Source organism: Gordonia hirsuta DSM 44140 = NBRC 16056, from assembly GCF_000333015.1.
GTDB lineage: Bacteria > Actinomycetota > Actinomycetes > Mycobacteriales > Mycobacteriaceae > Gordonia > Gordonia hirsuta.
This window is the reverse complement of the sequence record NZ_BANT01000027.1, coordinates 1-23423: the sequence shown is the minus strand read 5'-3', so window position 1 is coordinate 23423 and position 23423 is coordinate 1. Positions and strand designations below refer to the sequence as shown.

The following is a 23423-nucleotide window of genomic DNA, read 5'->3' as shown; positions in this document are numbered from 1 at the left end:
GGACAGATGGTGACCGCCGGGGACCGGGCGGTCGACAAACGGGCTCGCGCATTCCGGGCGACGGTGATCAAACTCGCCGTCTTCATCGTGGTGATGGTGCTGGTGATGACCGGACTGGTGATGGTCTTCAGCCGCTACCAGCCGGGGCGCAGCCACGGCTACACCGCACTGTTCGACAGCGCCTCGGCGATGAAGTCCGGCAGCAAGGTGCAGATCGCCGGTATCGACGTGGGCGTGGTGGACAAGATCCACCTGACCCGCGACAACGTCGCCGAGGTCAAGTTCACGGTGAACGACGCCTACCGGCTGCCGACCTCGGTGCGCGCCCTGATCCGCTACGAAAACCTGACCGGCGACCGGTATCTGGAACTGCAGCCGGGCAACGGTGCGCCGGGACAGTACCTGTCGCACGGCGCCCAGATCCCCCTCGACCAGACCGAACCAGCGCTGGACCTGGACAATCTGCTCGGCGGCTTCAAACCGCTGTTCCGCACGATGAGCGGAGAACAGGTCAACGAACTGTCGGCGGCGTTGATCGCCGTGTTCCAGGGGCAGGGGCCGGCGCTGACCCAGCTGCTGTCGGCCACCGACGGATTCGCCAACACGCTGGCCGACCGCGACAAGCTCATCGGCTCGGTGATCGACAACCTCAACACCACGCTGGGACTGCTCGAAGCCGACCACACCGGCCTGGATCAGAGCGTCGACCGGCTGCAGGAACTGATCTCGGCACTGTCGGGGGACCGCGAAGTGATCGGCCGCTTCCTCACCCAGGCGTCGGAGACCTCCACCTCGATGGCGAGCCTGCTCGGTGCCACCCGCCCGGACATCAAGGGCGCCCTGTCTTCACTGGGCACGACGTCGGAAGAAGCACTCAAGGCCGAACCCTTCTTGCGGCAGCTGCTTGCTGAACTGCCCGGCGACTTCAAGGTGCTCTCGAACCTGGGCAGTTACGGCGCCTGGCTGCAGCTCTACTTCTGCCGCATCCGGCTGCTGCTGCCCGGCCCGGGCAACACGCAGTACTTCTTCACCGCCATCGACGCGATGGGCGATAAGACCAAGGCCGGCGGGAGGTGCTCGGCATGACCGACGACGATCCCGGATCGACTCCGGAACCGACCGCACCGGAGATCCCGGAGGCGCCGCGGCGCGAAGGCCCGCGTTCGCGTGTCTCGATGGGCCTGATCGGAGCGACCCTGACCACGATGGTGGTGCTGATCGCCCTGATGATCGACAAGGTGCCCTACATCAGCCAGGTGAGCAACTACGAGGCCTACTTCGAAGACGCCGGTGGTCTGGTGGTCGGCGATGTGGTGACCGTGGCCGGAGTGCACGTGGGCGCGGTCACCGCGATCGGGCTGGCCCAGACGGACGACGGTATGACCGCCCGCGTCCGGTTCCGGCTCAACGACACCATCGAACTGGGCGACCGCAGCCGTGCGGCCATCAAGACCGAGACGGTGCTGGGTCGCCGGAACCTGACGATCATGCCGCTGGGACAGAACCGGATCCGTTCCGGCGGCGCCATCCCACTGGACCAGACCAAGGCGCCCTATTCGCTCAGCGACGCCCTCGAGGACTCGGTGTCGACGCTGACCAAGACCGACACCGAACAGCTCAACACGGCACTGGAGACCCTGTCGGAGGCCTTCGCCGACACGCCGCCGCAGATGCGCGGTGCAGTCGAAGGCGTCGGGCGGCTCTCGGCAGCGGTGGCCGCGCGTGACAATTCGCTCAACGATCTGCTCTCGCGCGCCAAAGGGGTCACAGATATCGTCGGCCAGCGCAGCGATCAGCTGCAGAAACTGTTGCTCGATGCCAACGCCCTGCTGGGCGAGTTGCAGGCCCGGCGCACGGCGATCCGCGAGATCATCACCGGCACCAAGAACCTGAGCGCCGAGCTGACCGGCTTCGTCAAAGACAACCAGGAGCAGCTGACCCCGGTACTGACCAAGTTCAACCGGGTGCTCGACATCCTCAACGACAACGCCGATAACTTCACCGCCGCGATCGACAACCTCGGTCCCTACGCCAACATCCTCGGCGAGGCGGTCAGCTCCGGGCCGTACTTCTCCTCGCTGGTGGGTCTGCCCACCTGGGGTGACTACATGGGCAGCTTCATGCGGGTGCTGGAACAGAAGTACCCCGAGGCCGCCGAATACTTCACCAAGTACTCCGGCTTCCCGCTGTGGCCGGGCAACTGGTCGCAGGCCCCCGACCGCGGCAGCCCCGATCTGAGCCGCCCGGCACCGTCGAGCAAACCGCCGCAGCCGCCGGTGCGCACCAGTACGGCGCCCACCCGCAAGCCGGCGCAGACGGGAGGACGCTGACATGGGTGTCTCCGCTGCTTTCGGCAGAATGTCGTTCCCGAAGCGGGTCATCGCCGTGATGGCCGCCCTGCTGGTGGCCGTGCTGGTGGTGATGCTCGCGTGGTTCGGCTATCAGAAGGCCACGACGCGGACCATCACCGCGTACTTCCCGTCGGTCACCGGGCTGTACGGCGGCGATCCGGTCAAAGTGATCGGCGTGAACGTCGGCAAGGTCTCGAGTATCGAACCGCGGCACAGCGATGTGCGCGTGGTGATGCGGGTGGACTCCGATGTCCCGATTCCATCCGATGCGCGGGCGGTGATCGTCGCCCAGTCGCTGGTCTCGGGACGGTTCATTCAGCTGACCCCGTCGTACACCTCTGGGCCCAAGATCACCGAGAACAACACCGACATCCCGATGGAACGCACCGCGATCCCGATGGAATGGGACGACGTGAAAAAGCAGCTCGACGAGCTCAGCGATGTGCTGGGACCACAGGCGCTGGCCGGCGGTCAGGTGGACGAGGGCACCGCCGCCCGCACCATCGACGTCTTCGCCGAGAACCTGGACGGCACCGGAGCCGCCATGGCCAAGTCGATCACCGAGATGTCGACGGTGCTGGGCACCCTCGCCGAGAACCGGGACGACCTGTTCGCCACCGTCAAGAGCCTGCAGAAGCTGACCGGACTGCTCTCGCAGAACCATCAGCAGCTGGTGCAGTTCAACGGGCGCATCGCCTCGGTCAGCAGTGTGCTGGCCGAAAGCGAAGACGAACTCGGCGATGCGATGGAGAACCTGGACGAGGCGCTGGCCGAACTGCGCGGCTTCCTCGACGCCAACAACGAGACGATGAGCCAGACCGTGGCCAAGATGGTGCCGTTCACCGAGACCCTCAAACGCAACGACGAAGGGCTGCGCGGGCTGCTGCATTCGGCACCGAACCAGCTGGCCAACTTCTACAACATCTACAACCCGCTGACCGGTTCGCTCGACGGAGTCTTCGGACTGGGTATGGGCAACAACCTGATCACCCTGATCTGCGGGTCGATGTCATCGACCGAACGGCCGATGGACACCGAGGCCGATGTGGAGAAGTGCGTCGACCTGCTGGCCCCGATCATCAGCGGAATCGCCGTCAACTTCCCGCCGTTCATGGCCAACCCGCTGGTGGGCCGCACCGCGACGCAGAACCAGATCACCTACCAGAACCAGAGCGTCAAGGAACGGGCCCAGGCCGGTGTGCGCGAACGTGATATCGCCAGCACCAAGCCGGTCCCGGCCGACCCCATGCTCCGCATGCTGCTGCCGTTCGGGGGGAACTGATGAGAGGGATCGCGCGCCGCACCGTACGTGGACTGACCGCGCTGACCGCCGCCGTGGCCCTGGTGCTGCCGCTGTCGGCGTGCGGCGGTGAGGGGCTGGTCTCCAATGTGGCCGCCTTCGGTGCCCAGGGCACCGGCGAAGGCTCCTATGAGATCACTGCGCGGATCCCGTCGGCGGCCGGTCTGGTCCGCAACGCCCGGGTGATGATGTACGACTCCACGGTCGGCAGTGTCGGCCGGGTCAGCGTCGACGACTGGGCGGCCGAGATCACCATCCGGCTCAACGGCGACGTCAAAGTCCCCAAGGGGTCGCACGCCATGATCGGCATGACCAGCGTGCTGGGATCCTCGCACCTGGCACTGGTGCCGCCGGCCGAGCCCACCGGTGCCTTCGTCGAACCCGGCGGAGCGCTGGCCCTGCCCGACTGCCCGGAACAGACGAACCTGGCCCAGCCGCAGGGCAAGCCGGTCCCCGACATCAACCTCGCCCAGACTGTGGATCCGTGCCGCTATCCGACCACCGAGCAGGTCCTCAGTTCCCTGTCGGTGGTCCTCAACGGCGGCGGACTGTCGCAGATGGGTGAGGTCGTCGACGAGCTGAGCACGGCCTTCGGCGGCCGGGGCGAGGAACTGTCGTCCCTGATCCCGCGGTTGAACACCCTGGTGACCGACCTGGAGAAGCAGACCGGGAACATCATCGCCGCGACGGAGGGACTCGACCGTCTCTCGGCGTCGATCAACGCCCAGAGTTCCACGGTGCAGCGCGCCCTGGCCTCGGGCCCCCAGATCCTGCAGCTGCTGAAGGATCAGGAGCAGAACCTGGTCACGGCGCTGGGCCGGGTCGGAGACCTGTCGTCGACGGCGAACGAGATCCTGCGGCGCAACGGCGACGACTTCCGGGTGATCGCTCCGAATATGCGGGCGCTGATGGACCAGCTGGCCAACACCGGTCCGGCTTTGATGAACTCGCTGCGGATCCTGCTGACCTTCCCATTCATTCAGGAGAGTATCGGCACCGTGGTCAAGGGCGACTACGTGAACTCGGATCTGGTGCTGGACCTGACCTTCGACCGGATCAACGAGACGATGATGACCTCGCTGGCGCTGACCGGGCCCGAAGGGCTACTCGGGGCGGCGGCCGGCAATGCCCGCAAGTCCGCCGATCCGCTGATCGCACCGTTCCTGCCGGACTGGAACCGGCCGCAGGCCGCACCGGCGCCGAAGAAGCCGGGCGCCGGCACCCAGAAGAGTCAGCCCCAGAAGAGCCAGAAGAGCCAGCCGAAGAAACCGGCCACGACCACACGCGGAGGGAACTGATGAAGATCACGTCGTTCGTCCGTGGACAGTTGCTCATCTTCTCGATCGTGACGGTGATCGCGATCGTCGCGATGGCCGTGTTCTACATCCGGATCCCGCAGATGATGGGCATCGGCAGCTACCGCGTCACCCTGCAGATGCCGGCCTCGGGCGGGCTGTACAAGAACGCCAACGTCAGCTTCCGGGGTGTCGACGTCGGCAAGGTGACCGGTATGTGGCTGACCTCCGACGGGGTCGGCGCCGAGTTGACCATCAACTCTTCGGCGACGATCCCGGCGAACTCCACCGCGGTGGTGCGCAGTGTCTCGGCCATCGGTGAACAGTTCGTCGAATTCACGCCGACCGGGCCGGGCGGCGGCAATCTGCACAACGGCGCCACCGTCGAGGTGACCGATATGCCGGTGGAGATCTCCTCCATGCTCGATCAGGCCGATGCGCTGCTGGACGCGGTCAACGACACGCAGTTGCGCCAGGTGATGGACGAGGCCTTCTTGGCCTTCAATGGCACCGGTCCGGCGCTGCAACGGCTGCTGGATTCGATGATCCTGTTCGTCGGGGAGTTCGACAAGAACGTCGACACGGTCAATGCGCTGGTCGAAGAGGCGGGCCCGATCCTGGCTACCCAGAACCGGACGGCCGACGACATCCGGAACTGGACCCGTGATTTGACGACGGTGACCGATCAGCTGCGGGCGCACAAGAGCGATATCACCGGCATCCTGCAGCGCGGACCCGGGACGGCGAGTTCGGCGGAGAAGCTGTTCAACGATGTGAGCACCACCTTCCCGCAGGCCATCTCCAACCTGAGCGTCGATGCGCGCACCATGGCGGTGTACCTGCCGAACCTGCGGCAGACCATCGTGCTGTACCCGCGCACACTGGCGGTGCTGATCACTGCGATCAACAACGGCACCAACGCCTACGGGCCGAACGTGAACTTCACCCTGGGTTTCCAGGACCCGCCGACCTGCACGGTGGGCTTTATGCCAGACTCCCAATGGCGTTTTCCCAGCGAGCAGACCCCGCAGGATGTGCCGCCGGGTGTGCTGTGCCGCCTGCCGCAGGACGCGCAGTCCTCGGTCCGCGGCGCCCGTAACTTCCCGTGTGTGGAATACCCGGGCCGCCGGGCGCCGACCCCGGCCGAGTGCGCCACCGGCTTCCAGCAGTCCCCGCGCGATAACGTCGCCTTCCCGAACGGTCTGCCGGGCACCAACCTGCCCAAACAGCCGGCCGGGCACCTGGTGCCGGGGAGCCCGACGACCCATGACCCGACGCCCGCCACCTACGCCACGACGTACGATCCGGAGACCGGCGATTTCATCGGTCCGGACGGCAATATCTACAATGCCGGACTGGGTAAGCAGGCGGACAAGAAGAAGACGCAATGGTACGACCTGATCACGAAGACGGTGCAGTCCTGAATCCAGACGAGCATTCCGCAGACCAGAACGACGCAGACCAGAACGGCGCAGACCAGAACGACGCAGACCAGAACGACGCAGACCAGAACGACGGCGTGGACCAGACGCGGCCGGCCGCGGTCTCGGTGGTCAAGACCAGCCCGCTGGGGCGGCGGGGCCGGCGCAAGTCGGTCCGGCCGCCGTCGGCGGGTGCTGCCGGTCCCGATTCTCCGGCCGGCACCGACTCGAGCACCGACCGTGACTCGGGTAGCGACCGTGGCGTGGCCGTCGACAGCGGATCGCCGGCGGCGCCCGAGGCTCCTGCAGGCGCCGACGCTGCGGCCGACGAGACACTCGAAGTGGTGATCAGCGAAGCCGATGCGGTGTCGTACCGCGACCGCCGCCTGGCCGCCAGTCGCCGTCGTACCGCCGCCGAAGCCGCGCCCGCGCGCAGCACGGGTAGCAGGTCGATGCGGGCCTTGGCCTTCGCGGCGGGCGCGGTGCTGCTGATCGCCGGTCTGGTCGGCTCGATCCTGCTGTCGGTGGGACTGGTCCGGCTGCACAACGAGCGTGATCTGCGCGCCGAGTACACCGCCTTCGCCCGCCAGGTGGTGGTGCAGATGACCACCCTGGATGCCGAGAACGCGGACGCGATGTACGAGCTGGCCCTGGAGAAGACCAGCGGCCGGGCTCAGCAGGTGTTCAAAGAGAACATGAAGCAGGTCTCGGAAATGATCCGCCAGGCCGATGCGGTCACCAAGACCACGGTGCTGACCGAAGCGGTCAGCGAGGCCACCGAGAAGCAGGGGACCGTCTTGATGGTGATCGGCTGGGAGAGTCGCACCAAGGACGGTCAGCAGGAACCGCTGTATCAGACGTTCCGCTTCCTGGTCGGGATGACCAGGATCAACGATGAGCTGAAGGCGACCGATCTGGAGTTCGTCTGGTGAAAGCACGCAAACTGATCGCGGCGCTCTTCGCTGCCCTGGTGGTGCTGGTCCTGGTGGCGACGGGGGTGCTCGGCGTGCTCTACGGACAGGCCCGCGCGCAGGAGCAGGCCCGCACCAGTGCACTGGACGCCGCGCGACTGTACGCGCAGAAGATGTACGCCTGGAACCCGGAGACCATCTCCGACAACATCACCTTCATGATGACCCATCTGACCGGGCAGGCGAAGAAGGAGTACGAGGAGAACGTCGTCACCCATCGCATCGCCGAATCGGTGAAGCAGCAGCAGATCGTGGCGACGGTGACCGACCAGGGGTCGGGGGTCATCGAGAACACCCGCACCACCGCCCGGGTCCTGCTGTTCATCAACCAGTCGGCCTCGCGCGCCACCACCGAAGACATCCAGGTGACCCCGGCGCGCATCGTCTACGGGATGGAACGCCGAGGCGACACCTGGCTGGTCAACGATGCGCAGATGATCGACGACGAGACCCTGCGCGAAGCGGTGGAGGGCCCGGGCGAGGGCGACAGCGGTCCGCGCCAGTCGATCCCGGTCTCGCCACCGGCCGGCAGCAGCGGTCCGGCGGCCGAGTCGGCGCCACCGGCAGAACAGATCCCGGCCGGGTGATCGACCGGCCGGTGAGCGACCGAACCGGGTGCCCGGCCGGTCGCTGCACCGGCTGTCAGCTGGAGTAGCCCATCGGCATGAGGATCGACTTGTGCTCCAGGTACGACTCCAGGCCCTCGCGGCCGTTCTCCCGTCCGATACCGGACCCCTTGTAGCCGCCGAACGGTGAGGCCGGGTCGATGGCGTACCAGTTGATGCCCATGGTGCCGGTACGGATCTGCTTGGCGATGTCGACGCCGCGGGCGATGTCGGCGGTCCACACCGAACCGGCCAGTCCGTAGTCGGAGTCGTTGGCGATGGCGATGGCCTCGTCGACGTCGTCGTAGGCGATCACGCTGACCACCGGGCCGAAGATCTCTTCGCGCGCGATCGTCATGTCGTTGGTGACGCCGGTGAAGATGGTCGGGCCGACCCACTGTTCGGTGCCGACCCGCGGACCGGCCACCTCCAGGACGGCGGTGGCCCCGTCGGCCTTGCCGCGCTCGATGTAGTCGGTCACCTTGTCATGCTGCGCCGAGGTGATCAGCGGACCGATCTTGGTCTCCGGATCCGACGGCAGCCCGGGGGTGAAGGTGGCGGCCACATCGACCATGGCCTGCACGATCTCGTCGTGCCGCGAGCGGGGGACCAGCACGCGGGTCTGGGCGACACAGGCCTGGCCGGCATTGAGCATGCCGGAGAAGACCAGCATGGGGGCGGCTGCGGCGATATCGACGTCGTCGAGCACGATGGCCGCCGATTTGCCGCCCAGCTCCAGGGTGCAGCGTTTGAGGGTCTCACCGCAGCGGGCGGCGATCGCCCGGCCGGCCGCGGTCGAGCCGGTGAAGGTGATTTTGTCCACGCCCGGGTGATCCACCAGCGCCCGGCCGGTCTCCACACCGCCGGGCACCACCGAGATGACCCCTTCGGGCACACCCGCTTCGGTGAACAGTTCGGCGAGCAGGTTGGCGTTGAGCGGGGTTTCCGGCGCGGGTTTGAGCACCACCGAACACCCGGCTGCCAAGGCCGGACCGAACTTGTTGCACAGCAGGAACAGCGGCACATTCCAGGCGGTGATCGCCCCGACCACACCGACGGGCTCGCGCACCACCAGGGTCTCGCCGAAAATGCCGGTGCGCTTCTCCTCCCACGGATACGTGTCGGCGGCATCGGCATAACCGGCGAGCACGCCGGTACCCGGCAACTGCTGCAGGGTCGCCACATCGGCGGGGGTCGCGCCCATCTCGGCCGAGATCAGCGCACCGATCTGTCCGCCGCGCTCATTGATCAGCTCGGCGGCACGCCGCAGCACCGCCGCACGTTCGGCGGGCGGGGTGTTGCGCCACTCGCCCGAATCGAACGCCTCCCGCGCGGCGGTGACCGCGGCGTCGACGTCGGCCGCATCGGCCGAGGGGACGCTGCCGATCAGTTCGCCGGTGGCCGGTGAGAAGACCTCCAGGCGGTCACCGCTGTGCGGCGCCACCCAGCGTCCGCCGATGTACAGCTGATCGGTGTGGATTGCGGTGACCTGGGACATGCGTGCTCCTGCGTTCGTGATCGTTCACCCGATACTAGAACACGTTCTATTCCGTGGGGAGCTCTCTGCTCAGCTCGCCGGCTTGACGTCGACGACCACCTCGAACTCCAGCAGGTCCGCACCGGTGGCCACCGGCTTGCGGTCGCTCTTGTGGGCGGCCCGCGCATCGCCGTTGGCCCAGGCGTCGTAGCTCTGCTCATCGGCCCACTGGGTCACCACGAAGTAGCGGTCGTCGCCCTTGGTCGGGCGCAGCAGCTGGAAGCCCAGGAAACCGGCCGCCTTGTCGACGACGCCGGCGCGCGCGGCGAAGCGCTTCTCGAGTTCAGGGCCCTGGCCCTGCGGGACATGGATCGCGTTGATCTTCACAATGCTCATGCCCCCGAGCTTACGGAGCGCACCGGCGGGATTCTGCGGGCGTGGGCAGAATCTCGGCATGCATAACCGTCACGCACAACCGGCACGGATGTGCACAGGTGTCACCGATCGCCCGATTCGGCGACGGTCGGGTGCGCCGGTGACGGTTGTGCCCGGCCGCGGACGCTAAGGTGGCTACTCGTGAACGCCACAGCCGGGTTGCTCGACCACGGTGCCGCCGACCAGATCGCCGACGACCGCGGTGCGATCGTGCTGCTGCACGGGCTGATGGGGCGGGGCCGTACCTGGTGCCGGCAGATCCCGTGGCTTCGCCGCTACGGGCGCGTCTTCACCTTCGACGCGGCCTTCCACCAGGGGGCCGATGCGGTGGGCGAACCCACCGCCGCGGAGCTGTCGACCGAGCGGTTCGTCGCCGATGTCGCCGAGATCCTGACCTGGATCGACCGCGGTCCGGCGGTGCTGATCGGTCATTCGATGGGCGGTCTGCACGCCTGGTGCACCGCCGCGGAATATCCGGAGCTGGTCTCGGCGCTGGTCGTGGAGGATATGGCCCCGGATTTCCGGGGGCGCACCACCGGAACCTGGCAGCCGTGGTTCGCCCAGTGGCCGCAGCGCTTCACCGACCTGGATCAGGCTGTCGAGTACTTCGGGCCGGTGGCCGGCCGCTACTTCTACGAGGCCCTCGACGACGGGTGCCTGCACGGCCGGATCCCGGTCTGGGCGGCGCTGGCCGAGGAGTGGGGATCGCGGGACTTCTGGGGACAGTGGGAAGCGGTGACGGCGCCGTCGTTGCTGATCGAGGCCGAATACACCGTCACCCCGCCCGGCCAGATGGAGCAGATGGCCCGGCGTAATCCGGCGGCCGAACACCTGCTGGTCCGCGGCGCCGGGCACCTGGTGCACGACGACGCCCCGGAGATCTACCGGGGCGCCGTCGAAGCGTTCTTGTCGAAGATCCGGCCGTAGCCGGCTCCGGTCAGTGGGCGATGACCGGGGCGGAACCGCCGTCCAGGTCGACGCCTTCTTCGGCGACGCCGCCGGCGACCTTGGTGCGAGGCAGGAAGAACGCCGGGATGAAGCAGCAGGCGACCAGGGCCGCGGCCACGATGAACGTGGTGCCGAAGCCGTTGGCGGCATCGATCTGGGCGGCTTGCACCAGCTCGGCGGGCGGCTTGGGCATACCCGGGATATCGGAGCTGGCGGCCACCAGCGTCTGGCGGGTGGTGCCCAGCAGCAGGCCGGTGAAGATCACGGTGATCACCGCGGTGCCGATCGAGGCGGCCGTCTGCTGGATCGCGTTGAGCATCGTCGAACCGTCGGCCACCTGCGGACCCCGCAACGAGGCCAGCGCCGAGGACATGATCGGCATCATGGTCATGCCCATGCCCAGACCCTGCACGAACAGGGCACTGCACAGCAGGACGTAGTTCGGTTCGGCGCCGACGGTGGTGAAGATCGACACGCCGATCAGGATCAGCACCAGACCGCCCAGCACAAACAGGCCCGGGCCCATCTTGTCGGTGAGCTTGCCGGCGATCGGCATGGTCAGCATGGCTCCAAGACCCTGCGGGGCCAGCAGCAGACCGGCCGCCATCGGCGACTGTCCGCCCACCAGCTGGAAGTACTGCGGGTAGAGCAGGCCGGCGCCGAAGAAGGCGATGGCGAAGAAGACCAGGGTGATGACCGAGACGGTCAGCGTGCGGTTGGCGAACAGCCGCAGATCCAGCAGCGGGGCACTGACCCGCCCGCGCAGCGCCCAGGCGATGAAGGCCGCGATCAGCAAGCCGCCGGCGATCATGAAGCCGTACACCTGGGGGTTGTTGAAGGTGCCCTTCTCCGCGGAGGAGGAGACGCCGAACAGGAACATCGCCAGACCCGGCGACAGCAGCAGCAGACCCACCACATCGAGTTTGCGGCCCGGCGCATTATCGCCGCGCGGCAGCACCATCCAGGCGTAGACCATGGCGATCAGGCCCAGCGGAATGTTGATCAGGAAGATCCAGTGCCAGGAGGCGATGTCGATCAGCCAGCCGCCCAGGATGGGGCCGGCGATCGGGCCCAGCAGCATCGGGATGCCGAGAACGGCCATCACCGAACCGACCCGTTCGGGGCCGGCCGCCCGGGTCATGATCATCATGCCGATGGGCATCAGCAGACCGCCGCCCAGGCCCTGGATCATGCGGAAGGCCACCAGCATGCCGATGCTGTCGGCCAGTGCACACAGCAGCGAGCCCAGCAGGAACAGCACCAGCGACACCAGGTAGACGTTGCGGGTGCCGAACCGGGAGGCGGCCCAGCCTGCCGTCGGGATCACCGCGGCCAGGGCCAGGGTGTAGCCGGTCATGGTCCAGGCGACCGTCGCCGGGTTGGAGACGTCGAAGTCGAGCATGAAGTCGACCTGGGCGACCGCGACCACGGTCACGTCCAGGATCGACATGATGGCGCCGAGAACGACGACGCCGGCGATCACCAGGACGTCGCGGGTGAGCTTGTCGGGCGCGGCCTCGGGGCCGGTCGCCGGAGTGGCTTGTGTCATGGGGTTCCTTCGGTCGGGAGGGTGGTCGGAAGGTCTGGTGGGGGCGGGGCCGCCGCGATGCGGGGCCGGCCGGCGGTCAGCGGACGCTGCCCGGCCGGGGCGGCAGGTAATCCATCGCCGCAGTGATCCCGTGATGCAGGCGATCGCGCACATCGTCGGGCATGACGGCGAGGAGATCGGCCACCGCCGAGGCGTGCACCTGGAAATGGGTCTCGAGCAGGTGATGGCCGTCTGCGGTCAGTGACAAACGCTTCATCCGGCGATCGTGCGGGTCCTCCCGCCGGTCGACGAGGCCGGCGGCGACCAGCCTGTCGGCAGCCCGTCCGGCGGCGGCGATGGACAGGCCGATCCCGTCGGCCACCTCGTTCACCGCACTGGCCTCGGGGTTGCGCAGCAGGAGAAAGAGCATGCGCACCTGGGAGGTCGACAGTTCGACGCCGGCGAGCGAGTCGCCGGTGGTCGCATGTGCCGCGCAGAGCAGGCGGTCGATGAACGTCGCCAGGTCGGCGGCGGTGGCATCGAGGGCATGGTCGGTGGCAGGCACGCCCGCAATGGTTACGCAGACGCAACTATTGCTGCAACACAACTACTGGTGACCTTCGTCACCCGCGGCCTAGGCTGAGAACCATGACGCAGAACTCTTCGGACATCAAAGACATTCCGGTCCGCGCCCTGGACGGCTCGCCGTTGGCGTTGCGTGACTTCGACGGCCCGCTGCTGATCGTCAACGTCGCCTCCAAGTGCGGATTGACGCCGCAGTACACCGCCCTGGAGCAGCTGGCGCAGAACTACCCCGGCCTGACCGTGCTGGGTGTGCCGTGCAATCAGTTCATGGGGCAGGAGCCGGGGACGCCCGAGGAGATCGCGACGTTCTGTTCGGTGACCTACGGGGTCACCTTCCCGCTGCTGGAGAAGATCGACGTCAACGGGCCCGACCGGGCGCCGCTGTATGCGGCGCTGACCGAGTTCCCCGACGCGGACGGGCAGGCCGGTGACATCACCTGGAATTTCGAGAAGTTCCTGGTCGGCGCCGACGGACGGGTGCAGGCCCGGTTCCGGCCCCGCACCGAGCCGGACGCGCCGGAGGTGCTGGCCGCGATCGAGGCCGCCCTCTGATCGGCCGTGCCGCTCTACCGGTAGAGTGAACGTCATGGCGCGAGTAGTCGTTGATGTGATGCCCAAGGCCGAAATCCTGGATCCGCAGGGTCAGGCCATCGTCGGAGCGCTCGGGCGCCTGGGATTCGCCGGTGTGGCCGATGTCCGGCAGGGCAAGCGGTTCGAGCTGGAGGTCGACGACACCGTCGACGACGCCGCTCTTGAGCGCATCGCCGAAGAGCTGCTGACCAACACGGTGATCGAGAATTTCGCCGTCCACCGCGTGGCGGACTGACCGATGACCGCACGTATCGGAGTCATCACCTTCCCCGGAACCCTTGACGACGTCGACGCGGCCCGTGCCGTGCGGCAGGCCGGTGCCGAAGCCGTCAGTCTCTGGCACGGCGACGCCGACCTCAAGGGGGTCGACGCGGTCATCGTGCCGGGCGGATTCAGCTACGGCGACTACCTGCGTTGCGGCGCGATCGCCAAGTTCGCGCCGGTCATGGACGAGGTGATCGGTGCCGCCGGCAAGGGCATGCCCGTGCTGGGTATCTGCAACGGTTTCCAGATCCTCTGCGAAGCCGGCCTGCTGCCCGGCGCCCTGACCCGCAACGAAGGCCTGCACTTCGTCTGCCGCGATCAGTGGCTGCGCGTGGAGAACAACCAGACCGCGTGGACCACCCGCTACGAGACCGGTGCCGAGATCCTGATCCCACTCAAGTCGGGGGAGGGCCGCTATGTGGCCTCCGAGCGCAAACTTGAGGAACTGCAGGGCGAAGGCCGCATCGTCTTCACCTATGCCGGTGACAACCCGAACGGCAGCCAGCTCGACATCGCCGGGATCAGCAACGAGACCGGCCGGATCGTCGGCCTGATGCCGCATCCCGAGCACGCGATCGAGGCCCTGACCGGCCCCAGCGACGACGGTCTGGGGCTGTTCTACTCGGCTATCGATTCGGTGCTCGCGAGCGTCTGATCGTCGACGATCGGGTACGACGATGATCGCCACCTCCGCGACCGCCGAAGGCCTGGGCGCCTTCATCGACGCCTCACCGTCGCCGTTCCACGTGTGCGCGACCGTCGCCGCCCGGCTCGAGGCCGCCGGCTACCGGTGCCTGCGCGAAACCGATTCGTGGGGCGACGGTGCCGTCGCCGGCCGCCGGTACGTGCTGCGCGGCGGCTCCCTGATCGCCTGGAACGCCGATGACCGCGATGCGCCGGTGCCGTTGCGGATCGTCGGCGGCCACACCGACAGCCCGAATCTGCGCGTCAAACAGCATCCGGACCGGCAGTCCGCCGGCTGGTCGACCGTGGCCCTGGAACCCTACGGCGGCGCCTGGCTGAACTCCTGGCTCGACCGCGACCTGGGTCTGTCGGGCCGCCTGGCCTACGACGACGACGGCACCGTGGCTCACGCGCTGATCGTGATCGACGAGCCGGTGCTGCGCGTCCCGCAGCTGGCGATCCACCTGTCCGCGGACCGCAAGGGTGTGCAGCTGGATCCGCAACGCCACGTCGACGCGATCCGCGGCATCGGCGAGGCCGAACCGCTCATCGAGTGGGTCGCCCAGCGGGCGGGACTGGCGCCGGGGGCCGTCCTGGGCTGGGAGCTGATGACGCATGATCTGACGCCGTCCCGGCTGATCGGGGCCGATGGTGCGCTGCTCAGTGCGCCGCGACTGGACAACCAGGGCACCTGCTATGCGGGGCTGGCGGCGCTGCTGGACGCCCAGCCGTCGGCGCAGGTGCCGATGCTGGCGCTGTTCGATCACGAAGAGGTCGGATCGGGTTCGGAGCGCGGGGCCTCGTCGGACTTCCTGATCACCGTGTGCGAACGGCTCGTCGCCGGCCTGGGCGGCAGCCGCGAGGACTTCTTCGCGACGATGGCCGCCAGTTTCCACGTCTCCGGGGACATGGCCCACGCCACCCACCCGAACTACGCCGACCGCCACGAACCCGGACACCAGATCGCCGTCGACGGCGGACCCGTCCTGAAGGTGAACCAGAACCTGCGTTACGCCTCCGACGCCACCGGTGAGGCCGAATTCGCGCTTGCCTGCCGGCGGGCCGGGGTTCCGCTGCAGCGGTATGTACATCGCGCCGACCTGCCCTGCGGCAGCACCATCGGTCCGCTGACCGCGGCGCGCACCGGCCTGCGGACGGTCGATGTGGGTGCGCCGCAGCTGGCCATGCACAGCGCGCGCGAGCTGATGGGGGCCGCCGACGTCCCGATGTACTCGGCGGCGCTGCAGGCCTTCCTGTCTGCCCCCGCCTGACCGGCGCCTCCGCGACCGGCGGCCGAGTCTCCGCCCGGCGTGTCGCGACCCTCGTGTGCATGTCGCGGTGGCACCGAGACCGCGACATGCGCCGATGAGTCGCGACATGCGTCTCGGCCCAGGCCCCGGCCCAGGCTCGGACCCAGGCCCGGCCCGGTCGGGCGCCGATCGCCGTGGTTCCGGTGGCCAGGGGGATCAGCGCGGCTGCAGCACGATCAGTTCGCTGCCCTGGATCAGTGCCAGGTAGCCGTCGACCACCAGCACCGGACCGGCGATGTCGTAGTCCCAGAGCGGCTCCCCGCCGACGGCGTCGAAGGCGGTCAGCTTGTCGCCACCGGCGAACACGGCGATGTCACCGGTGGATCCGACGCATCGCAGGACGTCGAGGTTGGCGCCGGGATCGCCGATAGCCGGGGGCGGCAGGGTACCCAGTCCGGTGCCGCCGGCCAGGTCGAAGAAGCGGCGGGAGCGGTCCTTCATCGCGAACGTCACCAGCGTCCCGCAGGGGCGGGCGTGGGACTTGGACAGCTCGGGATCGGCGATGGTCCACAGGCCCTCGCCGGTGGCCGGATCGACGATCTCGAACCGGCCGGCCGCGGCCAGGACCTGGTCGGCGCCCACTCCGGTCAGCACCGGCAGAGTCGACGGACCGGGTACGACGGCCATGCTGGCGGCCGTCCGCACCGGTTCACCGGCGACCTTCTTCCCCGAGCGCGAGCGGGGGAAGACCTCCACTCGCTGCTCACCGGGTGCGGTGTAGACCGCCAGGACACCGGTGGGGTACACCCGCAGGTCGCATTGGGCGCAGGCGAGCATATCGGTTCCCGAAGTCGGGTTCAGGACATAGGAACGGCCGTCGGCGGTGGCGACGGTGAGCAGACCGTCGACCATTCGCGGGGTCGCCGCGGCATCGAACTGCCGTTCCCAGCGCACCCGGCCGCTCTGGCTGCGTAGGCTCATCCGCAGACCACTCTGGTCGATCCGGAGGAAGTCGCCGCCGACAGCGGTCACGGTGACCGTATCGTCCAGCGGCCCGGCCGGGGAGGCGCCGCCGTCGTCGTCGATCAGATAGAAGCCGTCGGGCAGATCGCCGAGTTTGACCGCGCATGCGACGGTGCTCCCGGCGCCGATGGCGCAACTGCCCAGTCCCGCCTGCACCGGCGCCGGCCAGCGGGGCTCGCCGGTGCGCCCGTCCAGCAGGAGCACGGCGCGGCCGAGGCCCGACGGGTAGGTCAGCAGCCAATCGTGCCCGCGCTGGTCGGCGATCGCGACCGGGCCGGTGCCCTCGTAGTCGGGCAGCACGGTGTCGTCGATGGACCAGGCCACATCGGGGGCTGCCGAATAGTCGCGCAGCGCACCGACCGCGGCGGCGTAGTCCGGTCCGGGACGGCCCCACATGACGGCACCGGCGACCACGGCCAGCAGCAGTGCGCCGACGACACCGACCGCAGCGATTCCCGGGATCCGGCGATGCGGGGAATGATCCGAGCGCGACATGGCGTTCAGTGTGGCATGCAGACCGTGGCAGGCGGACCGCAGCGGGGAGGGAACACTGACGTTCGCTCAGGGCGTACGGCGCCGGGAACATAGTTCCGGCGTGCAGCGTTGACACCGGCAGACCCCCGAAGCGAGCAGCTACTACGACCGCAGTACACCTACGCCGTGGCAGCAGAGGTGACGACCACTACAGTGGAGGCAGATGGCTCGCTGCCGGGGCCAGCAACACAAGGAGAACAATGTTCGAACGGTTCACCGACCGCGCGCGCCGGGTCGTCGTCCTGGCGCAAGAAGAAGCGCGGATGCTCAATCACAACTACATCGGCACCGAGCACATCCTGCTGGGTCTGATCCACGAGGGCGAGGGTGTCGCCGCCAAGGCGCTGGAGTCGCTGGGCATCTCTTTGGAGGCCGTCCGGAGCCAGGTCGAGGAGATCATCGGACAGGGCCAGCAGGCACCGTCCGGGCACATCCCGTTCACCCCGCGCGCCAAGAAGGTGCTCGAGCTGAGCCTGCGCGAGGCGCTGCAGCTGGGCCACAACTACATCGGCACCGAGCACATCCTGCTGGGCCTGATCCGCGAGGGCGAGGGCGTGGCCGCCCAGGTCCTGGTGAAGCTGGGCGCCGACCTGAACAGCGTGCGCCAGCAGGTGATCCAGCTGCTGTCCGGCTACCAGGGCAAGGAACCCGAGACCGCCGGCACCGGTGGTCGTTCCTCGGATTCGGGGACGCCGTCCACCTCGCTGGTGCTCGACCAGTTCGGCCGCAACCTGACCGCGGCCGCCGCCGAGAGCAAGCTCGACCCGGTGATCGGGCGCGAGAAGGAGATCGAGCGGGTCATGCAGGTGCTGAGCCGCCGCACCAAGAACAACCCGGTGCTCATCGGCGAGCCCGGCGTCGGTAAGACCGCCGTCGTCGAGGGGCTGGCACAGGCCATCGTGGCCGGGAACGTCCCCGAGACGCTCAAGGACAAGCAGCTCTACACCCTGGACCTGGGTTCGCTGGTGGCCGGCAGCCGGTACCGCGGTGACTTCGAGGAGCGCCTGAAGAAGGTGCTCAAGGAGATCAACACCCGCGGCGACATCATCCTGTTCATCGACGAGCTGCACCAGCTGGTCGGTGCCGGTGCCGCCGAGGGCGCCATCGATGCCGCCAGTATCCTCAAGCCGAAGCTGGCTCGCGGTGAGCTGCAGACCATCGGTGCCACCACGCTCGACGAGTACCGCAAGTACATCGAGAAGGACGCCGCCCTGGAGCGGCGCTTCCAGCCGGTGCAGGTCGGTGAGCCGTCGGTGGAGCACACCATCGAGATCCTCAAGGGTCTGCGCGACCGGTACGAGCAGCACCACAAGGTCTCCATCAGCGATGGGGCCCTGGCAGCTGCGGCGACCCTGGCCGACCGCTACATCAACGACCGGTTCCTGCCGGACAAGGCGATCGACCTGATCGACGAGGCGGGCGCACGCATGCGCATCCGCCGGATGACCGCGCCGCCAGACCTGCGCGAGTTCGACGACCGCATCGCCGACGCGCGCAAGGAGAAGGAGTCCGCGATCGACGCGCAGGACTTCGAGAAGGCCGCGAGCCTGCGCGATAAGGAGAAGCAGCTGATCTCCGAGCGCACCGAGCGCGAGAAGCAGTGGCGCGCCGGAGACATGGATGTCGTGGCCGAGGTCGACGACGAGGAGATCGCCGAGGTTCTGGGTAACTGGACCGGCATCCCGGTGTTCAAGCTCACCGAGGAGGAGACCACGCGTCTGCTCCGCATGGAGGAGGAGCTGCACAAGCGGATCATCGGCCAGGAGGATGCGGTCAAGGCCGTCTCCCGGGCGATCCGCCGCACCCGCGCCGGTCTGAAGGACCCCAAGCGTCCGTCGGGCTCGTTCATCTTCGCCGGCCCGTCCGGTGTCGGTAAGACCGAGCTGTCCAAGGCCCTGGCCAACTTCCTGTTCGGCGAGGACGACGCGCTCATCCAGATCGATATGGGCGAGTTCCACGACCGCTTCACCGCGTCGCGGCTGTTCGGTGCCCCTCCGGGTTACGTCGGCTACGACGAGGGCGGCCAGCTCACCGAGAAGGTGCGGCGCAAGCCGTTCTCGGTGGTCCTGTTCGACGAGATCGAGAAGGCCCACCCGGAGATCTACAACACCCTGTTGCAGGTCCTGGAAGACGGCCGGCTCACCGACGGTCAGGGTCGTACGGTCGACTTCAAGAACACCGTGCTGATCTTCACCTCGAACCTGGGCACCCGGGACATCTCGAAGGCCGTCGGCATGGGCTTCTCCAAGGACGACGGCAGCGGCTCGAACTACGAGCGGATGAAGCTCAAGGTCAACGACGAGCTCAAGAAGCACTTCCGCCCCGAGTTCCTGAACCGTATCGACGACGTCATCGTCTTCCACCAGCTGAACAAGGACGAGATCGTCCAGATGGTCGACCTCATGATCGGCCGGGTGGAACAGCAGCTCAAGGCCAAGGACATGGATCTGGAACTGACCGAGAAGGCCAAGAATCTGCTGGCCCGCCGCGGTTTCGATCCGGTGCTCGGTGCCCGCCCGCTGCGGCGCACCATCCAGCGCGAGATCGAGGACCAGCTCTCGGAGAAGATCCTGTTCAACGAGATCGGCGCCGGTCAGATCATCCTGATCGACGTCGAAGGCTGGGACGGTGAGGGCGACGACGACGGCGCCAAGTTCACCTTCACCGGATCCGAGCGTCCGCGCGAGGTCCCCGACGCCCCGACCGAACTGGCCGAGGCCGCCGAGGGCGACGCAAGCTGACTCACCGGCACCGCTGGTGCCTCTGACGACGAAGGCCGGCCGCGAAAGCGGTCGGCCTTCGTCGTCGGTCGGCCTTCGTCGTCTCGGTGAGCGGGGTGTCTCGGTGCCCCGGGGCGGTGTGGAAGGATTCAACGCAGACGTGACCTGCGTCGCTCAAACGAGTCAAGGGGATTCACAAGTATGACGTTCGGACCGAACAATCCGGGTGCGCCCGGCCCGTACCCGGTCGGCGGGCCGATGCCGGCTGCCGCGCCCGGAGCGAGCCAGGCGCTGCTTGCGCCGACCGGACCGACCACCCAGCGACGGCTGATCGCCGGCATCGTCGCGCTGGTCGCCGCGATTCTGCTGTTCGTCGGCAGCTTTCTGTCCTGGGCGACGATGAGTGAGACCGAGTCGGAGTTTGGTATCACCGCCAGCGTGTCGGCGTCGGTCAGCGGTATGGGCAATGCGAGCTTGAGCGTCGACGTCTCGGGTGCCCCGGACGGCCTCGGCGACATGCTCGGCTCGGAAACCACCTCCGCGCAGGAGAGCGAGATGGAAGACGAGACCACCGCCGCCGGCATCTGGACGATCATCTTCGGTGTCATCGTCGCGGCCGGTGCGGTGCTGCTGCTGATCCGCCGTTACCCGGGTATCGGTGCGCTCGTGACCGCGGTGGGCGGTGTGGCCGCCTTCATCGCCTCGATGGTCTTCATCGCCGATCCGATCGGCGCGGTCACCACGAGCAAGGCTGACACCAGCGGCGACGACTTCTCCGCGGGCGCGGGACTCTGGCTGGTCGTCGTGGGTGCCGTCCTGGCGCTGATCGCCGGAGCGGCGATGGTGCTGCTCACCGCGATGCCCGGCCGGTTCGACGACGCGACTCCCGCGCCGAGCGGCTTCGGTGGCCCGCTGCCGGGTCAGCCCCAGCAGTTCCACGGCCAGCAGTTCCCCGGCCAGCCGCAGCAGTTCCCGGGTCAGCAGTTCCCCGGCCAGCAGCATCCTGGTCAGCCCCAGCAGTTCCCGGGTCAGGCGCCCCAGCAGCACCCGGGCCAGCAGTTCCCGGGTCAGCCGCCTCAGCAGTTCCCCGGTCAGCCCGGTCAGCCCGGCCAGCCCGGCCAGCCCGGCTGAGCGGACTTCTCCGGTCCGCGACGGCCCTCTCCCCGGGTACGGGGCGGGGGCCGTCGTGCATCGTGCGGGCCGCAAGGCACTCGTCACGATCCCGCCGACCTGTTACTGTTGTTAATATTGTTGCGCATGTGGCGGGAGGTCTGATGCGTTCGGTTGCTCGGAGAGCGGTCGCCGCTGCGTTGGCGGTAGTTCTGGCGATACCCGGGACCGCGCTCGCGGACCCCTCGCAGCCGCCGGCCGCACCCGCCGCACCGGAGCAGGCCGTCGTGCCGTCCCGGATCGTGTCGATGGACAAGGTCGGGCCGCAGAGCGAACGCATCGTCGTCTACTCGGCGGCGATGAACCGCAACGTCCCGCTGACCGTGCTGCGCCCGCGCGATACCGCCAGACCAGCACCGGTGCTCTATCTGCTGAACGGGGCCGGCGGCGGCGAAGACGAGGCGACCTGGCAGGAGAAGACCGACTACGCGCAGTTCTTCGCCGACAAGCACGTCAACGTGGTGACGCCGATCGGCGGGGCGTTCTCGTACTACACCGACTGGGAGCACGACGATCCGACGCTGGGCCGCAACAAATGGCAGACCTTCCTCACCGAGGAGCTGCCGCCGCTGCTGGATGAGAGCCTGAAGACCACCGGGGCCAATGCGATCGCCGGCATCTCGATGGCCGGGACCTCGGTGCTGAACCTGGCGATCGCCGCTCCCGACCTCTACCGGTCCGCTGCCGCCTACAGCGGTTGCGCCCGCACCAGTGATCCGCTCGGCCAGGCCTACATCCGCACCGTGGTCGAAGACCGCGGCCGCGGTGACATCACCAATATGTGGGGTCCGGTCGACGGGCCCGGCTGGCGCGCCAACGACCCCTATCTGAACGCAGCCAAACTGCGCGGCACCAAGGTTTATCTGACCACCGGCACCGGTCTGCCCGGCGAATACGACACCCTCGGCGCCCGGCTGATCGACGGTGATCCGGCGGTGCTGGCCGACCAGATCCTGCTCGGTGGGGCCATCGAAGCCAGCGTGTACGCCTGCACCCAGCAGATGCGGGAGGCGTTGGCCCGGGAGAAGGTCGACACCACGGTCATCACCCGCCCGGCCGGCACCCACTCGTGGGAGTACTGGCAGCGCGATCTGCACACCACCTGGCCCGATATCGAGAAGGACCTGAACCGGCGCTGATCGGTGCCCGTCGGTCCGAGCGTGGCGGGGAAGTGCCGTTACCGGTCGAGCAGCAGCCGGACGGTCTGCGCCATCCGGTTGGTCACATCGGTGGCCGAGGCGCGACGGGTCAGCCACTGCACCAGGTTCGACATCCAGACGTCGGAGATCACCCGGGCCACCGCGAGCTCGTGTTCGGTCGGCTCGGCATCGGGATCGTCCGGATCGAGCATCGCCCCGGCCAGCAGGCGGTCGATGGTCACCGCGACGCGTTCGACCTCACCGGCCGCCGAGGCATCGGCGAACATGAAGGCGCGCGTCATGGCCTCGGTGAGCAGCGGGTCGCGCTGCATCGCGAAGGTGATCATGTCCAGGACGCTGCTGAGCCGCTCGATTCCGGTGTCCCCGGGCAACTGGGTGCGGTCGACCTTCCCCTCCACCCGCTCGAACTCACGGGCCAACGCGGTGACCAGTAGATGCACCTTGGACGGGAAATAGCGGTACAGGGTGCCGACGGCCACCTCGGCCTTATCGGCGACGGTGCGCATCTGGACGGCGTCGTAGCCGCCCTTGGAGGCCAGCGACAAGGTGGCGTCCAGGATCCGGCGGCGGCGCTCACGCTGCGCCGCCGAGCCTACCTCGGCGCCGGAGGTGGGCGTCACCGCGGGCGGTGCCGGCGTCGACTCGGTCTGGGACGGTCCGGAAGCGGTCATGCGATTGCGTCCTAACTCTCCGCTGCGGGAGTAACCGGGTGGTGACTCTCGGTGCGATGGTGTACACCCTAACCTCAGTAGAACAAGTTCTACTTGACGTCCACAAGCCCAACGCGGAGGAACACAGGTGACAATCACCACCTCGAACGAGCAGCAAGCCATCGCCACCGCTCTCGCCGGGTGGGCCGCCGCCCGCCGAGTGCGCGAGCTGGTCCGGTCCGATATCGACACCGGCGCGGCCTCCTGGCGTCCCCTGTGGGGGGAGCTCGCCGAGTTCGGGGTCTTCGCCGCGGGGGTCGACGAGGCGGCCGGTGGCGCGGGCGGGACGTTCGGCGACACCGCCGCGATTCTGGCCGCCTGCGGCGCCGAACTGGTCCCCGGGCCGCTGGGTGCCTCGGCCGCGGCGGCCGCCGCCCTGGCCCGGCAGGGTTCGCCGCTGG

The 23423-nt window shown here is 68.1% G+C and carries 22 protein-coding genes; 16 read left to right on the top strand and 6 right to left on the bottom strand.

The window, feature by feature from the left end; genetic code table 11:
* Nucleotides 1-6 precede the first annotated feature (6 nt).
* Genes GOHSU_RS10360 through GOHSU_RS10330 form a run of 7 tightly spaced genes read left to right on the top strand, consistent with a single transcriptional unit; the run spans nt 7 to nt 7925 of the window.
* Nucleotides 7-1086 carry an MCE family protein gene (locus GOHSU_RS10360; protein WP_024332559.1) on the top strand — a complete coding sequence of 360 codons (1080 nt, stop codon included), beginning with the start codon at nt 7-9 and terminating at the stop codon, nt 1084-1086.
* On the top strand, nt 1083-2330 hold the full coding sequence (locus GOHSU_RS10355) for an MCE family protein (RefSeq protein ID WP_005940926.1): 1248 nt from the start codon (nt 1083-1085) through the stop codon (nt 2328-2330). The genes GOHSU_RS10360 and GOHSU_RS10355 overlap by 4 nt, the downstream gene beginning before the upstream one ends.
* Before the next feature lies 1 nt (nt 2331).
* A complete protein-coding gene (locus tag GOHSU_RS10350; protein ID WP_005940925.1) occupies nt 2332-3633 on the top strand; it encodes an MCE family protein in 1302 nt (433 codons plus the stop codon).
* Nucleotides 3633-4949 (top strand): MlaD family protein, encoded by a 1317-nt coding sequence (locus GOHSU_RS10345; protein WP_005940923.1) that lies wholly within the window; start codon nt 3633-3635, stop codon nt 4947-4949. The genes GOHSU_RS10350 and GOHSU_RS10345 overlap by 1 nt, the downstream gene beginning before the upstream one ends.
* The gene (locus GOHSU_RS10340; protein WP_005940921.1) at nt 4949-6370 is read left to right on the top strand and encodes an MCE family protein; all 1422 of its coding nucleotides are present in this window, start codon (nt 4949-4951) and stop codon (nt 6368-6370) included. The genes GOHSU_RS10345 and GOHSU_RS10340 overlap by 1 nt, the downstream gene beginning before the upstream one ends.
* The gene (locus tag GOHSU_RS10335; RefSeq protein WP_005940918.1) at nt 6334-7299 is read left to right on the top strand and encodes an Rv1363c family protein; all 966 of its coding nucleotides are present in this window, start codon (nt 6334-6336) and stop codon (nt 7297-7299) included. Before GOHSU_RS10340 ends, GOHSU_RS10335 begins: the two co-directional genes overlap by 37 nt.
* The gene (locus tag GOHSU_RS10330; RefSeq protein WP_005940915.1) at nt 7296-7925 is read left to right on the top strand and encodes a hypothetical protein; all 630 of its coding nucleotides are present in this window, start codon (nt 7296-7298) and stop codon (nt 7923-7925) included. Before GOHSU_RS10335 ends, GOHSU_RS10330 begins: the two co-directional genes overlap by 4 nt.
* Before the next feature lie 55 nt (nt 7926-7980).
* On the opposite strand, the gene GOHSU_RS10325 is transcribed toward GOHSU_RS10330, so the two are convergent.
* Both GOHSU_RS10325 and GOHSU_RS10320 read right to left on the bottom strand, forming a co-directional pair.
* Nucleotides 7981-9441 (bottom strand): aldehyde dehydrogenase, encoded by a 1461-nt coding sequence (locus tag GOHSU_RS10325; protein ID WP_005940912.1) that lies wholly within the window; start codon nt 9439-9441, stop codon nt 7981-7983.
* 69 nt (nt 9442-9510) lie between these two features.
* Entirely contained in the window at nt 9511-9816 is a 306-nt protein-coding gene (locus GOHSU_RS10320; protein ID WP_005940909.1) for an antibiotic biosynthesis monooxygenase family protein, read from the bottom strand.
* A 180-nt stretch (nt 9817-9996) separates the two neighbouring features.
* Here GOHSU_RS10320 and GOHSU_RS10315 point away from each other — a divergent pair, with 180 nt between their 5' ends.
* Nucleotides 9997-10782 (top strand): alpha/beta fold hydrolase, encoded by a 786-nt coding sequence (locus GOHSU_RS10315; protein WP_005940906.1) that lies wholly within the window; start codon nt 9997-9999, stop codon nt 10780-10782.
* A gap of 10 nt (nt 10783-10792) precedes the next feature.
* Here GOHSU_RS10315 and GOHSU_RS10310 read toward each other — a convergent pair whose 3' ends face one another.
* Both GOHSU_RS10310 and GOHSU_RS10305 read right to left on the bottom strand, forming a co-directional pair.
* Nucleotides 10793-12352 (bottom strand): DHA2 family efflux MFS transporter permease subunit, encoded by a 1560-nt coding sequence (locus tag GOHSU_RS10310; protein WP_005940903.1) that lies wholly within the window; start codon nt 12350-12352, stop codon nt 10793-10795.
* Nucleotides 12353-12428: 76 nt separating this feature from the next.
* Complete coding sequence (locus GOHSU_RS10305; RefSeq protein WP_005940899.1) at nt 12429-12896, bottom strand: MarR family winged helix-turn-helix transcriptional regulator; 468 nt, start codon at nt 12894-12896, stop codon at nt 12429-12431.
* Nucleotides 12897-12979: 83 nt separating this feature from the next.
* Between GOHSU_RS10305 and GOHSU_RS10300 the strand changes: the two genes are divergently transcribed.
* Genes GOHSU_RS10300 through GOHSU_RS10285 form a run of 4 tightly spaced genes read left to right on the top strand, consistent with a single transcriptional unit; the run spans nt 12980 to nt 15726 of the window.
* Complete coding sequence (locus tag GOHSU_RS10300; RefSeq protein ID WP_005940896.1) at nt 12980-13468, top strand: glutathione peroxidase; 489 nt, start codon at nt 12980-12982, stop codon at nt 13466-13468.
* A 34-nt stretch (nt 13469-13502) separates the two neighbouring features.
* Entirely contained in the window at nt 13503-13742 is a 240-nt protein-coding gene (gene purS / locus GOHSU_RS10295) for a phosphoribosylformylglycinamidine synthase subunit PurS (protein WP_024332555.1), read from the top strand.
* A 3-nt stretch (nt 13743-13745) separates the two neighbouring features.
* Nucleotides 13746-14426, top strand: coding sequence for a phosphoribosylformylglycinamidine synthase subunit PurQ (gene purQ, locus GOHSU_RS10290; RefSeq protein WP_005940890.1), 681 nt, complete (start codon nt 13746-13748; stop codon nt 14424-14426).
* Nucleotides 14427-14448: 22 nt separating this feature from the next.
* On the top strand, nt 14449-15726 hold the full coding sequence (locus GOHSU_RS10285) for a M18 family aminopeptidase (RefSeq protein ID WP_005940887.1): 1278 nt from the start codon (nt 14449-14451) through the stop codon (nt 15724-15726).
* 195 nt (nt 15727-15921) lie between these two features.
* Here the strand turns inward: GOHSU_RS10285 and GOHSU_RS10280 are convergent, their stop codons facing one another.
* Complete coding sequence (locus GOHSU_RS10280; protein WP_005940883.1) at nt 15922-17223, bottom strand: outer membrane protein assembly factor BamB family protein; 1302 nt, start codon at nt 17221-17223, stop codon at nt 15922-15924.
* Nucleotides 17224-17462: 239 nt separating this feature from the next.
* Here GOHSU_RS10280 and GOHSU_RS10275 point away from each other — a divergent pair, with 239 nt between their 5' ends.
* From GOHSU_RS10275 to GOHSU_RS10265, 3 genes are all read left to right on the top strand, one after another.
* Nucleotides 17463-20003, top strand: coding sequence for an ATP-dependent Clp protease ATP-binding subunit (locus GOHSU_RS10275; RefSeq protein WP_005940880.1), 2541 nt, complete (start codon nt 17463-17465; stop codon nt 20001-20003).
* Between the two features lie 180 nt (nt 20004-20183).
* A complete protein-coding gene (locus GOHSU_RS10270) occupies nt 20184-21113 on the top strand; it encodes a hypothetical protein (RefSeq protein ID WP_005940878.1) in 930 nt (309 codons plus the stop codon).
* A gap of 143 nt (nt 21114-21256) precedes the next feature.
* Complete coding sequence (locus tag GOHSU_RS10265) at nt 21257-22291, top strand: alpha/beta hydrolase (RefSeq protein ID WP_029759777.1); 1035 nt, start codon at nt 21257-21259, stop codon at nt 22289-22291.
* 38 nt (nt 22292-22329) lie between these two features.
* Here GOHSU_RS10265 and kstR read toward each other — a convergent pair whose 3' ends face one another.
* A complete protein-coding gene (kstR, locus tag GOHSU_RS10260; protein WP_005940873.1) occupies nt 22330-22983 on the bottom strand; it encodes a cholesterol catabolism transcriptional regulator KstR in 654 nt (217 codons plus the stop codon).
* 127 nt (nt 22984-23110) lie between these two features.
* Between kstR and GOHSU_RS10255 the strand changes: the two genes are divergently transcribed.
* A partial coding sequence (locus tag GOHSU_RS10255; RefSeq protein ID WP_005940870.1) for an acyl-CoA dehydrogenase family protein occupies nt 23111-23423 on the top strand: 313 nt, incomplete at its 3' end.